This is a genomic window from Spirosoma soli, from assembly GCF_042684525.1.
Classification (GTDB): domain Bacteria; phylum Bacteroidota; class Bacteroidia; order Cytophagales; family Spirosomataceae; genus Spirosoma; species Spirosoma soli.
This window is the reverse complement of the sequence record NZ_JBHULN010000014.1, coordinates 149,332-165,438: the sequence shown is the minus strand read 5'-3', so window position 1 is coordinate 165,438 and position 16,107 is coordinate 149,332. Positions and strand designations below refer to the sequence as shown.

11 protein-coding genes are annotated in these 16,107 nt (G+C 50.0%); 6 read left to right on the top strand and 5 right to left on the bottom strand.

Annotated elements, in window-relative coordinates:
* The first annotated feature begins 6 nt into the window (after window positions 1-6).
* The gene (locus ACFSUS_RS20645; protein WP_381525644.1) at window positions 7-462 is read left to right on the top strand and encodes a hypothetical protein; all 456 of its coding nucleotides are present in this window, start codon (window positions 7-9) and stop codon (window positions 460-462) included.
* A 72-nt stretch (window positions 463-534) separates the two neighbouring features.
* Here the strand turns inward: ACFSUS_RS20645 and ACFSUS_RS20640 are convergent, their stop codons facing one another.
* The 4 genes from ACFSUS_RS20640 to ACFSUS_RS20625 form a co-directional block, all read right to left on the bottom strand.
* Window positions 535-3,366 carry a M14 family metallopeptidase gene (locus tag ACFSUS_RS20640; protein ID WP_381525643.1) on the bottom strand — a complete coding sequence of 944 codons (2,832 nt, stop codon included), beginning with the start codon at window positions 3,364-3,366 and terminating at the stop codon, window positions 535-537.
* Between the two features lie 101 nt (window positions 3,367-3,467).
* Complete coding sequence (locus ACFSUS_RS20635; RefSeq protein WP_381525642.1) at window positions 3,468-4,493, bottom strand: LiaI-LiaF-like domain-containing protein; 1,026 nt, start codon at window positions 4,491-4,493, stop codon at window positions 3,468-3,470.
* A gap of 86 nt (window positions 4,494-4,579) precedes the next feature.
* Complete coding sequence (locus ACFSUS_RS20630) at window positions 4,580-5,044, bottom strand: PspC domain-containing protein (RefSeq protein WP_381525641.1); 465 nt, start codon at window positions 5,042-5,044, stop codon at window positions 4,580-4,582.
* 214 nt (window positions 5,045-5,258) lie between these two features.
* Window positions 5,259-5,879, bottom strand: coding sequence for an N-(5'-phosphoribosyl)anthranilate isomerase (locus ACFSUS_RS20625; protein ID WP_381525640.1), 621 nt, complete (start codon window positions 5,877-5,879; stop codon window positions 5,259-5,261).
* A gap of 218 nt (window positions 5,880-6,097) precedes the next feature.
* Here ACFSUS_RS20625 and ACFSUS_RS20620 point away from each other — a divergent pair, with 218 nt between their 5' ends.
* From ACFSUS_RS20620 to ACFSUS_RS20610, 3 genes are all read left to right on the top strand, one after another.
* Window positions 6,098-6,436 (top strand): PadR family transcriptional regulator, encoded by a 339-nt coding sequence (locus ACFSUS_RS20620; RefSeq protein ID WP_381525639.1) that lies wholly within the window; start codon window positions 6,098-6,100, stop codon window positions 6,434-6,436.
* Entirely contained in the window at window positions 6,433-9,063 is a 2,631-nt protein-coding gene (locus tag ACFSUS_RS20615) for an ABC transporter permease (RefSeq protein WP_381525638.1), read from the top strand. Before ACFSUS_RS20620 ends, ACFSUS_RS20615 begins: the two co-directional genes overlap by 4 nt.
* Before the next feature lie 61 nt (window positions 9,064-9,124).
* Entirely contained in the window at window positions 9,125-11,824 is a 2,700-nt protein-coding gene (locus ACFSUS_RS20610; RefSeq protein WP_381525637.1) for a permease prefix domain 2-containing transporter, read from the top strand.
* Between the two features lie 67 nt (window positions 11,825-11,891).
* On the opposite strand, the gene ACFSUS_RS20605 is transcribed toward ACFSUS_RS20610, so the two are convergent.
* Window positions 11,892-12,746: a sugar phosphate isomerase/epimerase family protein gene (locus ACFSUS_RS20605; protein WP_381525636.1), complete on the bottom strand. Its 855-nt coding sequence runs from the start codon at window positions 12,744-12,746 to the stop codon at window positions 11,892-11,894.
* Window positions 12,747-13,113: 367 nt separating this feature from the next.
* Here ACFSUS_RS20605 and ACFSUS_RS20600 point away from each other — a divergent pair, with 367 nt between their 5' ends.
* Entirely contained in the window at window positions 13,114-13,452 is a 339-nt protein-coding gene (locus ACFSUS_RS20600; protein WP_381525635.1) for a PadR family transcriptional regulator, read from the top strand.
* Window positions 13,449-16,100 (top strand): permease prefix domain 2-containing transporter, encoded by a 2,652-nt coding sequence (locus tag ACFSUS_RS20595; protein ID WP_381525634.1) that lies wholly within the window; start codon window positions 13,449-13,451, stop codon window positions 16,098-16,100. The genes ACFSUS_RS20600 and ACFSUS_RS20595 overlap by 4 nt, the downstream gene beginning before the upstream one ends.
* Window positions 16,101-16,107 lie beyond the last annotated feature (7 nt).

The following is a 16,107-nucleotide window of genomic DNA, read 5'->3' as shown; positions in this document are numbered from 1 at the left end:
TTAAGAATGGTTAATTTTACCACAATGAGACACGCATGGATGGGTTGGCTAGTTGGGTTCGTATTGATGGCGCATGTTGCCGGAGCGCAAAATGACCTCAACGGCCGCCAGAAAATTGAATCGGCTAAAATTGGAATGATCACGAACCGTCTGAATCTGACCACGGATCAGGCTCCGCAATTTTGGGCCGTTTACAATGAATATAACGCCAAAAAGCAGGAGTTAAACCGGAGAATTCGGCAGTTGGGCAATGAGCCATCGCGCAATAACCTAAATAATAATCAGTTAGTAGACGGCTTGCGGGAAATCAATGCCACCAAGCAGAAGCTCGCTGATCTGGATGAAGAATATATGAGTCGGTTTCTGAAAGTTATTAGCCCGGCGCAGTTAAACGAACTGTATAAAACCGAGCGCGACTTTAATCGAATACTGCTCCGGCAGTTGAATGGTCAGGGAAATTAACCCTGTTGTTTACAAAAAGAAAGCCGCTCCGATAATCGGAGCGGCTTTCTTTTTGTAAACAGCAGTCAAAGTTTACTCCGTATCGGAGGCTAACGCTCTCGGCCCCGAGTTGGTATAAAGTTGGTTGAACAGGAATTTGAAGGTGCTATGTGCCTGCGCCCGGAATGTGATTTCCGGTCCAAACGCGTATAGCTTACCAGAGCCGACTGGGGCGACAAAAGCGGCAACACCATCCTGCAAATACGACTGACCCCAGGCCCAGCCGCTACGTAATGGTTTATCGGTTGCAAACCAGGCCAACGGTTTTACTTTTCCGCTAGCGATTGCATCAGGAGCGAGTTTGAATACCGGACTGGCGTCGAAATACACATCACTTTGAGCGGGCATACCCCAGGCCGCCTGGTTCGTTGAATCAACGTTGACCCGCAGAATACTGCCAGGAATGTAATATTTCTCACTGGGCAACGGCCGAGTCTGTCCCGTGTTCGTCATCTCCACAAGCGCGTTTTTCACCGGTAAGCCTAAATGGTACGCCAGGTTTGTGCTGGAACCAATAGTTACCACCGATCCGCCAGCTTCCATAAACTGCTTAAGTTGAGGTATAGACTTATCGGCCGTGATTTTACCCAACCAGGGTCGATATTCCGCTGGCGTTTCTTCTGCTTTGGGCTCCCGTCCGCCAAAGCCTCGTTCGTTATTATCCTGGCCACCCACTGGCGGAATAGCCCGCGTTACAAACACAATGACGTCATATTTCTTACGCAGATCGCCCGCGTCAATGTCCTGCGGATATATAACCTGAATCGGGAAATGATACTGCTCCATAAGCCAACGTACCCAACCTGAAGGCATCGATCCGCCGTACGTGTCCCACAGGGCAATCCGCATGGGAGCTACTTTGGTTAGGGTAGCCGGACGTTGAGCTACACCCGTAATTTCGAGACCTAAGTCAGCCGCTGATTTATCCAGAACAGATTTAGCTTTTGCCCCCGCAGGTACGAAAAAAGCACCGGGTTCTACCCCACCCTTGGTCGCCGTGCCGCCTGATACTCGGAATACGTCAACGCCCGCCTTCAGCAGATCGTTAGCCGCCGTGAAGGAGTAGTTAGACCGGGGAGTCAGGACATAGCCCGCTACCGACGAAGCCGCTTTTACTTCTCCTTTCGGCGACTGCAATTCTCCGTAGGGTATCCGCTGAAATGGCCCGTTAAAGTCGTCAAGCAAGCGATCAAACCGAACCCCCATCTGGTACGCCAGCGTCCAGCCAGCTGCGTCGTAAGGGCGAATGGGCGGGCCACCCGGATACTGGAAATCGTTCGGGTGGTCCTGCGGTTCGAACATATCAAGTAAATGCGGCCGGAACGACTGATTGGTTTTTATGACGTACGAACCTGCTGGATACTTCTTGCCGGCAACGCTAAAGTCGGCGGTTGCCTTATGCACGACCAGTCCTGTTTTGATGAGCGCGTTAATGAACCCCACAGTCGTTGGAAAATCGGGTTGATCGGCCGAAATGATGTAGCCACGCGGATCGCGCAGAGCTGGGGCTCGCATCACCGAATCGTAATACTTGACATGTATACCCGCATTTCGGTTCGACCACCCCATGGGATCACTAGCCGCCGTATTTGCCGAGTTTGGGGCTTCGTTGGAAGTTAGTTTTCTCTGATCGTTTCTGTACGCCTGATTAATGGCGTCAACCCGTTTCGGCGAAAGCGTCCAGTAGTCATGACTACCATGATCAATGGCATTCTTACCCATGTGGTAGATGTTGAAAAGCAGCTCATCGCGGTGACGAGCTGCGTAATCCAACACAGCATAATTCAGCGACAGCGAGTAATCAATTGACTGCTTAAACGTCCACTTTTGCGGAGTAACCGGGCTGGGCGTCGCTCCGTTCGGAATGAGTCGCTGGGGTACCAGTGGTACGTCTTCCGGGGTTGGCCCACCGATAATCTCGGTTAACAAACCAATCATGTTGTGAAAGTGAGTGGTTGTGCGCAGGCCACCGTTATACCAGGTAGAGAAACTAGCCCCATTGAGCCGCGTGAAACCAGGTTTGTTCTCGGCATTCAGCCGGTTATACATAGCCGCACCCAGCGCATCAATGCCGGTTACCATCATCGGGTCGAAGACGTAGTTGAAGGGATCGCGATACGGCGGACCAGCCAGCACTGAACCCGCAGGACCGCGCTGGTGGTGGTTGTACATGATCTGCGGAATCCACTCGACGAACAGTTGACGCCCAATGTTCTGCGATTCTTTCATGTTCATGATAAAGAAATCGCGGTTATTGTCGTGACCAACGTATTTCTGATAAAGCTTAGGCAGGTTTTCGAGTGATCGTTTCTCGGGTTTTGGCTCCCGCATATACCAGTTCGTCACGATCTCCTGTCCATCGGGATTAGCGTGGGTGAGCAAAATAACTACCTGATCCAGAATGCGCATCGTTTCGGGGTCTTTCCGGCTTACTAACTGCCAGGCTGTCTCGATGAGCTGGTGCGTACCAACGGTTTCGGTCGCGTGCAAACCGCCATCGATCCAGACGATAGCCTTGCCTTCTTCGGCCAGGGCGCGGGCTTGCTCATCGGTCAGGTTTTCGGCCCGGGCCAGTTTCTGAGAGATCTCTTTGTAGCGATCCAGCTTTTTCAGATTGGCGGGCGACGAAACGATCATCATAAACTGCCGACGACCTTCCTCTGTAGGTCCGATGTCAACAAGTTTGGTGCGATCCGAAGCTGCAAGTTTTTTAAAATAGGCTTCGGTCTGGGTGTAGGTGGCGAGTTGGTAGTTATCGCCAATGTTGAAGCCGAAGTGCTCTTTCGGCGATGGAAGGGTTTGCGCCTGCGCCAGCCGTGAGCTAAGCAACAGAACGACAGTAACTGAGCGAAGAACTCTGATCATCACGTAGGGTATTTTGTCAGGTTGATATTTAGCGGTTGAATTTAACTATAATAAGCTAAAACCAACCGCTAAACCACTAACATTTACCCTAATAACCGAATTTAATATCGAATGACCTTGAAACTGGAGATACCCCCATCGAAACGGATTGTCATTTTTTTGGCAGCAGCATCATATCCAGGGCTAACAAACTCTCCCCCGCCTACCTCCGTAAAGTCGTCTAGTTGTTCCAGATTCAGAGCGCCATCTTTTTTTATTCGGCAGCCCACTTCTTTTGGTACACGTACCGTAACAGAGGCCGCTCCTACATCGAGCTTTACATCGGAGGCATCCGCTTTAGCCCCTAACTTAAGGTCAAGATCGGCGGCTCCGGCACCAATTTTCAGGCTTTTGATGGCGTAGGGGCTTAAATCTAAATCACCTTGACCGGCCCCCAGAGCCACGTCCATCGTCCAAACAGGTTTGGTGTTTAAATGTACATCCACCCGGTTTTCGAACTTCCCGTCTTTCAAATCGATGTTCTGATGCTCTTCCGTAGGCTTAAGTTCAATGGTCGGAATATGCGTAGTTTCGTCGCGGTCTACCGACATCGAATAACTACCAACGGTTTGCTTTGTATCCGCTTTTATGAGCTCGGTTGTTGGTTCGCTGATGACAAATCGCCCGGCTCCTCCCGACAATTTTAGAACAGCCTCGCGGGTATCGCCGTCCATTGACTCCGCAAAGGTGTTCGAATGAACCTCAGTATCAGCCTCGTCTCGCCTTTCACGTTCCGCCCGATAATCGGTTTCGTTATCATCATCGTCGTCGTCACCGTTATCATCCTGATCATCGTTGTCATCGTCATGATGCCAGCGCATGTTGTATTCATGATGATCACGGTTGCGGGCAAACAGGCCAAATATCGTAGTCGGTACGGCTACTGCCAGTATAACCGTTGTGACGAAAGCGGCTGGATTACCTCGTCGCTCCAGAATCAAGTTAATACCAGCCAGGATCAAAAGAACCGGCCAAAGGTTGACGAGCGCATGCCAGTCTACATCCAGCCAACCCGCCCGCCGGGCCAGGAACAACACCCCCAGCGTTAGCAGAAAAATACCCCAGAATAGTCCGTTCCTACGTTGCATGATCGTTTTTCAATTATGAATGATGAATTATAAATGATGATGTTTTCGGGCTTGTCATTCATCATTTATAATTCATCATTCCTGGTTCACAGTGGGTTGTTGGTATTATTTTGGTTTGAATCGAATGGCGTTTTAATCCGGTCGCGGAAAATGAGCCACAGTCCAATTGCAATCAATACAAAGGGCCACAGATCACCAAAATCGATATCGAAGTAGCGGTCGAGCAGGAATAAAACGCCGAGCACAATCAGAACGGCTCCACCGACAACGCTACGGTCAGGTGATGCGGGTTGGTTGGGGTTGTAAGGATTCATGGAGAAAACAGGATTTGCGTAAACAGTTAATTGATTGACGGACGCTCCGAGCGGCTGCTTCGGCATGGCAATCCACAAGATAATGTAAATCAGTAAGGCCGGAAAGCCTGGCAATGGAATACCAATCAGAAAAATCAGTCGCACCACTGTGCGATTCAATCCAAAATAGTGGGCCAGTCCGGCCGCGACGCCCCCGATCATTGCTTCGTCGGAGATGCGTTCTAATCGTTTGTTCATGGCTTCTGCCGGAACGCCGGCCCGGTGTCTAAATCCGATGTAAACGTAGCGGGTAAACACATCCCGAGAAAAGACAATTGGACGGATGGACGCGCGTATGGATGGATGTAGGTTTTCAATGATAGTAGGTAATGCATAGTAGTGGTATCGGCAAAGAGCTGAGGGTATAGGGCATGGGGTGACAAAATCATAGCGATCTGACCTAAGCCCCCAGCTAATCCACTTCAATCGCTTCCAGAATATCCATTAGTTCACCGAACTCCTTATTACCTGGCCGCTCTTCGTCACCGCCACTCAGCGCAATCCCCCGCACAGGAAGCTCAGCCAGTAGTGTGTGCACATTTGCGACTGAAATCCCAATACCTAACAGGATAGGGTACCGAGTGGAAAGCCGTTGCAGGGCCGTTTTCAAGTCATCGTCTAGATGGAGTGGGCTGTTACTTTCAAGCAAGATGTATTCGGCACCAGCTGACCCCGTTTGAAACAGGGTATCGAGTTGGTCAAGTGTCATCTGCGCCAAATCGACCCGGAGCACAATTGGCTTACCGTACGTACCTAAGTAAGGTAACAGAGCGGCTTCATCAACCTGCAATAAATCAGGCTGGTAGGCTTCGAGAAGGTGCTCAATGGTTTCCGGGTCGATCGCCGACGTTTCCCCCACGATCTGCACCCCAGCTACCCAAGACTTTATCTCGGCAAATTTTTTCGGGTCAACATACTCGGGAGCATCCTCATCCATCGAAAAACCCAGCATATCCACGCCCATTCCAGCGCAGTAGCGGGCGTCGCTAAGGTTCGTAACGTTCGAAATTTTAACTAAGGTTTTCAGGGCCATTCGTGGTAAGCAGTTAGCGAGTAAACGTAAACAAATGGCAAAAATACGTACTCGCGCTTTCTAGTCCCCTCATTTGTTCTGGATTGTTCAGCTTCGGACAGCTCGTGTACGATTTCGGACATGTAGCTGACAACGAATAGCGGTATTTTAGGCCGGAAAGCAATTTTTAGCAGTTGGCAAGCCATTTGTTCTACAAAAGTTGAAAATAACAAGCTGTTATGAAACGAACCTATCTGGGCGAGTTTGAAGAAATAGTTTTATTGACCGTTGCCGTGCTGGGTGATGGGGCGTATGGCGTCGCTATCACTGATGAATTGGATCGGCAAACCGGCCGCTCAGTCAGCATTAGCGCCGTTCATGCTGCGCTGCATCGCTTGCAAGAGAAAGGTATGCTGTCGTCTCACATGGGCGATGCCACCGCCGAACGCGGAGGTCGGCGGAAACGCTTGTTCACCGTAACAATGCTGGGTAGCCGGACACTACACGATATCCGATCGGTACGCGAACAATTGTGGAATTCAATTTTACCTAATTCATTACCCGCTATCAGCATATGAAGTCCACAAGGTCACGCAGCAGTGGACCACCGCGGTGGGCTGACCGTCTGCTGGAATGGTGCTGCGCTCCGCTCCTGCTAGAAGAAGTGCAGGGGGACTTGCATGAGCGATTTCAACGACGGGCGACCCTGTTCGGCCAACGGAGTGCCCGGCGGCAATATATCTGGGAAGTATTGGGGTTCATCACAAAGCCATTTGCCGTTAAGCGTCAACGGAGCGAGTACTCATCACCATTTTTCTCACATCCTGATATGATACGTAATTATCTAAAAATTGCCTGGCGGAACATCGTCGGCAGTAAAGCTTTTTCGGGCATCAACATTTTAGGACTTGCCCTCGGCATTGCAAGTAGCCTCCTGATCTTACTCTGGGTTCAAGACGAGTTAAGCGTAGACAACTACCACGCCAACGGGCCGCAGTTGTATCACGTTATGCAGCGACAGATGTACGACGGCAAAGTTGAAACAGGTCGTTTCACACCGGGCGTATTGGCCGATGAACTGAAGAAGCAGTTTCCGGAGGTTGTTCATGCGGCCGGCTATACCGGCTGGGAAGCCCGTATGACATTTAGCGTCGGTGATAAAGTTAACAAAGAAGGGGGTCACTGGGCCGGGGCCGATTGGTTTAAAATGTTCAGTATACCACTGCTGGCCGGTACGCCCGAGACTGCACTTAATACACCGAATAGTCTGGCTATTTCCAGAAAAGTAGCCGAGTTCTACTTTGGTAACCCAATGACGGCGATTGGCAAAAGCATTCGCATCGATAATAAAAGCGACTATCAGGTAACGGCCGTATTCGAAAACCTGCCCAGCAACTCGTCTGACAAATACGATTTCCTGCTTAACTGGCAGGACTGCCTCACGCGGAATCCGTGGATGAAGGATTGGAATAACAACGGACCACACACCCGCATTCAGCTTCGCACTGATGCAAATGTTGCCGCAGTTGATGCGAAGCTTACACCATTTCTAAGAAAATACAACAAAGAGATTGGCCGTAGTTTCGACGCCCAGCTGTTTCTGCACGCGCTGCCTGACGCCTACCTGTACTCAAATTTTAAGAATGGACAGCAGGACGGGGGCCGCATCGAGTATGTACGCTTGTTTAGCATTGTAGCGGCCTTTCTGCTCCTGATTGCCTGCATTAATTTTATGAACTTAGCCACGGCACGATCGGTCAAGCGAGCGCGGGAAGTAGGCGTTCGTAAGGTCGTCGGCGCCATGCGGGGGCTATTGGTTGGGCAGTTCATTGGCGAGTCTCTGTTGCTTACGTCGATGGCCTTATTAATTGCACTGATACTAATCAATTTGCTCTTGCCCGCGTTCAATTCTCTAACGGGCAAACACATCAGCTTACAGGTCAACGAGCCTCAATTCTGGCTGATGTTGATCGGCATCACCATTGTAACGGGTCTGTTGGCTGGGAGCTATCCTGCCTTGTTTTTATCGTCGCTTAATCCAATTCGCGTTCTGAAAGGATCGCTTAAGTTTGGGGCTGGTGCCCGGTTGTTCAGGCAAAGTTTGGTGGTCTTTCAGTTCGTTTTGTCGACACTGCTTATTGTCGGGACTATCGTTGTCTATCGGCAGGTAAATTTTATACAGACGAAGAACCTTGGCTACGATCGTGAAAACCTGATCTATATACCCGTTGAGGGCGAACTAGCGGCTCAATCGACGTATAAGACCTTCCGTGATGAGCTCCTTCGGATGCCCGGTGTTCTGTCCGTATCCTCTATACAGGAAGCGCCCCACCACATTGGCAGCAGCACAGGGGGGGTTAGCTGGCCGGGCAAAGACCCGAATGTGAACATTGAGTTTGCGCAAACGTCCGTTGGCTACGATGTTGCCAAGACGTTGAAACTGAAGCTGAGCGGCCGCGATTTCTCTCCTGCTTTCAGCACCGATACGACCAATTACCTCATCAATCAGACAGCCGCGAAACGGATTGGCTACGCAAACCCGGTTGGTCAACCGCTAACTATGTGGGGCAAGCCCGGCAAGATTATTGGCGTAATCGAAGACTTCCACTTTCAGTCGTTGCACACGCCGATTACGCCGTTAATTTTTCGACTGAGTACCGAGCCGGGGTCGCAAAACTTCATGATTCGGACGCAACCGGGTCAGACTCAACAGGCCCTGGCAAGTATGGAGACGCTGTGGAAACAGATGAATCCGAAGTTTCCGTTTGCCTACCGCTTCGCCGATGAGGAATACAGTAACCTCTACAAAAGCGAAACAGTCGTCGGTAGTCTGGCTAACTACTTTGCTTTTCTGGCTATTTTCATCTCCTGTTTGGGCTTATTTGGGCTGGCAGCATTCACAGCGGAGCAACGTACCAAAGAAATTGGCGTGCGTAAAGTGCTCGGCGCCACAGTTCCCAACATCATTACGTTGCTGTCCATGGACTTTCTTAAGCTTGTGATTATCGCTATCCTGATTGCGTCTCCAATTGCCTGGTATGCGATGACCCAATGGATGCAGGGTTTTGAATACAAAGTTGGTGTGGAGTGGTGGGTATTTGTGGTAGCGGGTGTGCTGGCAATGTTAGTCGCCATCCTCACGATTAGCTTCCAGAGTATCAAAGTAGCGTTGATGAATCCGGTTAAGTCATTACGTAGCGAATAAATAGCCTGGAGGTGGGGGCATAGGGTAACACCAAGTCCGCCCCTGCCCTAAGCCCAACGCCATGAGTCCAACCCCCAAGCCCTCCGCCGGATCGCCGGACCGCCCTACCCCTCCGCGTACAGCCGATCGCTTACTCGAATGGTTCTGTGCTCCGCACTTGCTGGAAGAAGTGCAGGGCGACTTGCACGAGCGCTTCCAACGCAACGCGACCCTGTTTGGCGAGCGGAGTGCCCGGCGGCAATATACGTGGGAAGTATTGGGATTCATCACGAAGCCATTTGCCATTAAACGTCAACCGAGTGAGTATTCATCACCTTTTCTAGTAAGCCCTGCCATGATACGTAATTATTTGAAAACGGCTTTCCGTACGCTGACGAAGCATAGAGTCAGTACACTTATCAACTTATCCGGCCTTACGCTGGGCGTAACAGCTTGTCTGGTGATTTACCTCATCACTAGCTTTGAATTAAGCTACAATACGTTCTTTCCTGATAAAGAGCGGATCTACCGCCTGGTCGGTGAGTCTCAGTATGGCGCAGGGGGCGAGAAGCATCCCGTTGGATTTATCCCCAATGCCGTACCGAAGGCAATTCGGGAGGAGATTCCTGGTTTGGAAACAGTAGCTGCGTTTCATAACATTGAGTCGCAGGTCCTCATTCCCGACGGAAAAGAAAAACCCAGGCGATTCGACAACAAAAGTCACGGTGACATTATCGTCGCTGAGCCACAGTATTTTGACATCTTCAACTACCAGTGGCTAGCTGGTAATCCTAAAGTTGCCTTAAATGAGCCCTTCAAACTGGTTCTTTCGGAGCGTAAAGCCCGTATGTACTTTGGTAATTTACCCCTGGACCAGATGCTGGGCAGAGAGGTTATCTATTGGGATTCCCTACGGGTTAGCGTGGCAGGCATTGTGAAAGATTGGGAACAGCCGACTGATTTCAGGTTCACCGACTTTATTTCGTTTTCAACGATCAGGGCCAGCAGCCAGATGAAAGGCAGCATAAACCTTGACCAATGGGACGACATCTGGTCGGCATCGCAGGCCTTCGTAAAACTGCCGCAAGGTACGTCGCCCACCCAATTAACGAATTCCTTTCTGCAATTCTCTAAACAACATTTCAAGCAGGGTTTCAAATTTGTACCGGCTCTTCAACCCCTCTCTGACTTGCATTTCAACGCCAACTACGCAGATAATTACTCCCGAAAAGCCCACTTACCCACGCTTTACGGACTCATGGGCGTTGCTTTGTTTATCTTGTTGATTGCCGCAATTAATTTTATCAACCTGACTACGGCACAGTCTATTCGGCGAGCGCAGGAAGTAGGACTTCGGAAAGTGCTGGGTAGTAATCGGAGCAGTCTGGTTGCTCAGTTCATGAGCGAAACGCTCATTTTAACTGTTTTTGCCGTACTCATTTCGTTAGTGCTCACAAAGCCCGTGTTATCAGCCTTCCAGTCATTCATTCCTGAGGGCGTTGGCTTCAATGGGTTAGATCCGCAAACATGGCTATTTCTGGCGCTTATTACGTGTCTTACGGCTTTTCTCTCGGGCCTGTACCCATCATGGATATTATCGTCATACCGACCTGCGCTTACTCTAAAGGGGCAGAACGCAGTAGTCGGCAATCAGAAAGGTTACCTACGTAAGAGCCTGATCATTTTCCAGTTCACCGTTTCACTGGTCTTCATTATTGGCACCTTGTTTGTAGGTCGTCAGCTTAGTTTTATGCGTACTAAAGACCTGGGTTTTTCGACCGACGCTATTATTTCGCTTCAAACGGGTCGCCTGGGTAAGAGTGACGTTCTGGCTCAAAAACTAAAACAATTGTCGGAGGTCGACCGAGTTACCATGGAATGGTTTCCGCCAATGGGTGAGAGTTACATGGTAACTAAGCTGAAATACCGGGGCAAAAAGGAGATAGAAATGGATGTTTCAGCTAAAGTGGGAGACGCAAATTTTATTCCTTTGTATCAGCTTCGATTACTGGCCGGCCGAAACTATCGCCAAAGCGATTCACTACGGGAACTGGTCATTAATGAAACGTACGCCAAAGCGTTAGGCTTCAAGAAACCGGCAGAGGCCCTTAATCAGCTCATTGACTTTCAAGGAAAAACGTATCCAATTGTTGGGGTGGTGGCCGACTTCCATGAGCAATCGTTTCATGAGAAGATCAGCCCGGTCTTTATTGGGTATATGCCCCGACAGGCCCAAAATATCGGGGTAAAATTAGCCACAAGAGGCAAGTCGTTGAGCAATATGCAAGGTACTTTAGCGACCATTGAAAAGGCCTGGAACCAGGTATATCCCGACAATAAATTCGAGTACTCATTTCTGGACGACTCGATTGCTAAGCTGTATGAAAAGGAGCAAAAAACGAGTCAGCTTATTAATACAGCCACCACCATCGCTATTCTGATTTCATGTATGGGCTTATTCGGTCTGGCCATGTTTACGGCCGAACAACGTACCAAAGAAATCGGCATCCGTAAAGTCCTGGGCGCGTCGGTCAGTAGCATTGTTACGCTCCTGTCGGCTAATTTTCTGAAGTTGGTGTTGATTGCGATTGCCATCGCTACCCCAATTGCCTGGTATGCCACAACCCAGTGGTTAGAAGACTTTGCCTATAAGATTACCATCGATTGGTGGGTATTTGCAGTGGCCGGTATGCTGGCGATTTCGGTTGCTATGCTCACTGTTAGTTTTCAAAGCATAAAGGCGGCCCTGATGAATCCGAGCAAGAGTTTACGAACCGAGTAGTAACACGGAGTCATAAAAAAAGCTGCTGTTACGTAACAGCAGCTTTTTTTATGACTCAATCAATGAGTTACTGAACCTTTACGCGGTTATAAATCTCCCGGAAGTTCTTTACACTTTCGGCAATTTCTGGCCCATTGTTTTCCCAGTGATATTCGTATTCCGCCGAGATCGGTCCTTTAAACTTCTGGCGTTTCATTTCCGCAATGACCTGCTCAACCTTGCAATCCCCAGTGCCCCAGACCACATCGTGGTACTTACCCTCGGGGGTATCTTTTTTCACGTCCTTAAAATGCATACCCAGCACATGGCCGTTCAATTTCTTTAGGCACTCAACCGGATCTAATCCTGAGCGTACCCAATGTCCAATATCAGAGCAAGAACCGACGTATTTACTAGTGCCAATGGCTGCCAGCACCGTGTCGGGATGCCAGTACCGCGACGGCTTGGGGTGATTGTGCAACGCTACGTTGATTTTATATTGATCGGCTAGCTGACGAACGTAAGGCATCTGCTCGGGTGTGGGTTCCGAATTAATATTCAGGACGCCCATATCTTTGGCAAACTCAAATAAGGCTTTCCAGTCATCCTCCGTTTTGGGACTAATTACCCCGTAAGCAACAACCGTCATGCCGCGGTCTTTTATCATCTTCTTAACGGCTTGCCGGGTAGCGGCATCCATCTTAAAGTCCATCTTACCGTCTATACCGTTGCCGATGGTCTGCCCCGGATAAGCCTCTACGTTTTTAAGGCCACAGCTATCGATCTTACGGAGCGCTTCGGCAAATGGAAACAGCCGAAATGAGTAGGCCTGTGCCCCTAGTTTCCAACCCGCTTTGTCTTCGGGCGCTTTCTGGGCTATCAGCAATACCGTATGAAGTGAGCACAGCACACCACAAAGCAAAAGCTTACTTAGATGTCTCATAGCAATGTCTGAAGTAGTTTCTCAGCAAAAGGGTAGAGCTTATCGACTTTACCCGTCCAGAGCCAGAATTCACTGAGTGAATATTGTTTGAACCGCCGGAGTAAAGAGTCTGTGCACGCTGTGATGAGAGTCATAACCATACTGTCCTGAAGCGTACATCCGGTGTCCGGTAACGGACAATCTTCAGTTACAGTCTTTAGCGCAACCTGCTACCAGAAGCCATTAGAGGCATTTTCAACGCATTGGCAACCTATTTGCTCAGCAAAAATGGATTTAATAGCGTATCTAAATATGGAGTGGAAAAGAGTGGCATCGTTCAGTAAAGCAATCACTCTTTCGCTCATTCACTCATTCGCTCTTTACTACTATGAAACGAACCTACTTAGGCGAGTTTGAAGAGATTGTACTGCTGCTGGTGGCAAGCATGGACGGCGAAGCATATGGCGTTGGCCTTACGCACAAGCTGAACGAGGAAACCGACCGGTCCGTACGACTCAATCAGGTCCATGCCGCTCTGCACCGGTTGCAGGAGAAAGGTATGGTCGCGTCGCGGTTGGGTGATCCCACACCCGAGCGTGGTGGTCGTCGGAAACTGCTGTTTACGGTGACAGCCTACGGCTATCGGACATTGCAGGACATCAAAGCCATGCGAGCGCAGTTGTGGAACGAAGTGCCTTCTACCCCCAAACTCGCCATTAATCTATGAACTTCCAACCCCCGCGCCTTGCCGACCGCCTACTCGAATGGTTTGTGGCTCCTCATCGGCTGGAAACCCTGCAAGGCGACCTGCATGAGGAATTTGCTTACCAGGTCGGACGCATCGGTAAGCGTCAGGCCAGGTGGCGCTACTGGCGGGATGTGCTAGGGTTCATTCGGCCCTACGTCATCAAGCGTGAAGAAAGTACTTATTCGAACCCGGCACTGACAACTATGCTACGCAACTATTTTAAAATCGCTTATCGGAACCTGGTCAAGAACAAGGTCTACTCCTTTATCAATATTGCAGGTCTGGCCGCAGGTATGGCCGTAGCGATGCTGATCGGTCTCTGGATCCACGACGAATTGTCGTTCAACAAATACCACCAGAACTACGACCGAATTGTGCAGGTGATGCAACACCAGACCTTCAACGGCGAAGTTGGTACGCAACGCGCCAATCCGTATCCGCTGGGGCCTGAACTCTGGAGTAAGTACGGTTCTGATGGCCAAGCCGCCGGCGAGGGGCTGTTCAAATACGTGGTGATGTCCTCCTGGACGAATGACCACGTTCTGGCTTACGGCAATAAGAAAATAACAAAAACCGGAAACTTCTTTGAAGCACAAGCGCCTGATATGCTGACGCTCCATATGCGGAAAGGAACGCGGGCGGGGCTAAAAGAGATCAATTCAATCATGTTGTCTGAGTCGGTAGCCAACGCCTTTTTCGGAGATACTGACCCCATCGGCCAGCTCATGAAAATTGATAGTAAGTTCGACGTGAAAGTAACGGGTGTTTACGAGGATTTGCCCTACAATTCTGACTTCAAAGAATTGACATTCATGGCGCCCTGGGCGCTGTTCTTCAACAGCACCTCGTGGCCAGAAAAACTTAATAACCCCTGGCGGGCCAATGCTTTCCAGACCTTTGCTCAACTGGCCGACCATGTGGGCGTGCAGCCGGATGACATTGACAAACTCTCGGCTCAAATAAAAGATGTAAAACTGAACCGGGTGAATCCTGCCGAAGCCAGGTTTAAGCCCGAAGTTTTCCTGCATCCGATGAGCCAATGGCATTTGTATTCGGAATGGAAAAACGGCGTCAACACAGGCGGACGAATCCAGTTTGTCTGGCTGTTCGGTATCATCGGCGTATTCGTGCTGTTGCTGGCCTGCATCAACTTCATGAACCTCAGTACCGCCCGTTCCGAGAAGCGCGCCAAAGAGGTTGGTATTCGCAAAGCAGTAGGTTCAGTGCGCAGTCAACTGATTGCCCAATTTTTCAGCGAGTCGTTGCTGGTGGTCGCGGTTGCTTTTGCCGTGGCGCTCCTACTGGTCCAATTCTCGCTGCCAGTATTCAACGAAGTAGCTGATAAAAAGTTGACGATCTTATGGTCAAACCCTTTATTCTGGGGTTTGGGACTTAGCTTCAGCTTATTGACGGGTTTGATCGCCAGCAGTTATCCAGCCCTCTATTTATCCAGTTTTCAACCGGTAAAAGTACTGAAGGGTACGTTTAAAGTAGGCCGCTTTGCCGCCATTCCCCGCCAGGTGTTAGTAGTCGTGCAGTTCACCGTATCGGTTACCCTCATCATCGGAACGATCATTGTGTTCCGGCAGATTCAATACGCTAAGGATCGGCCAATTGGCTATAGCCGGGATGGGTTGTTGACGGTACCCATGACCACACCCGACATGGCGAGCCATTATAATGCAATTCGGAGTGATGTATTACGAACCGGCGCCGTGGCCGACATGTCGGAATCGTCTAATCCGCCCACCTACGTAGCGGCCGTTAACAATGGCTATGAATGGAAAGGGAAGGACCCCAGCACAGAAGGCAACTTCGCAACGGTTTCCGTCAGCCACGACTTTGGGAAGAGCGTCGGCTGGCAGTTCAAGCAAGGTCGTGACTTCTCGAGGGCTTTCTCTACGGATTCATCCGGTATAGTATTAAACGAAACGGCCGTAAAATTCATGGGACTCAAGCAGCCCATCGGCGAGACAGTAACCTGCGACGGTAAGCCTTACACGGTAGTTGGTGTGATCAAAGATATGGTGATGGAGTCGCCTTACCAGCCTGTTTTCCGGACTGTTTTCATGTTGGATTACGGGGATGCGAACGTCTTTAATATCAAGCTAAATCCAGCACTTAGCGCCCGCGAAGCACTCAGCCGAATCGAACCGGTCTTTAAAAAGTATAGCCCCTCGGCTCCCTTCGACTATAAGTTCGTCGATGAAGCCTACGCTCGGAAATTCGGCGACGAAGAACGGATTGGAAGGCTGTCAAGTTTCTTTGCCATTCTGGCCATATTCATCAGCTGCCTGGGCATTTTTGGGCTGGCTTCGTTTATTGCCGAGCAACGAACCAAAGAAATCGGCGTACGAAAAGTATTGGGAGCGAGTGTAGTTAACCTCTGGGGGCTGCTCTCCAAAGACTTCGTGGTGCTGGTAGTGATTGCCTTTTTTGTCGCGACGCCCCTGGCCTATTATGCGCTTAACAGTTGGCTCCAAAAATATGAATACCGAACAGAGATTTCCTGGTGGATCTTCGCCGTGTCGGGTGCGGGAGCCTTAGTCGTTACGCTACTGACGGTAAGCTATCAAAGCATTAAAGCCGCCCTGATGAACCCCGTCAAGTCCCTCCGTAGCGAGTAAGCCAAGC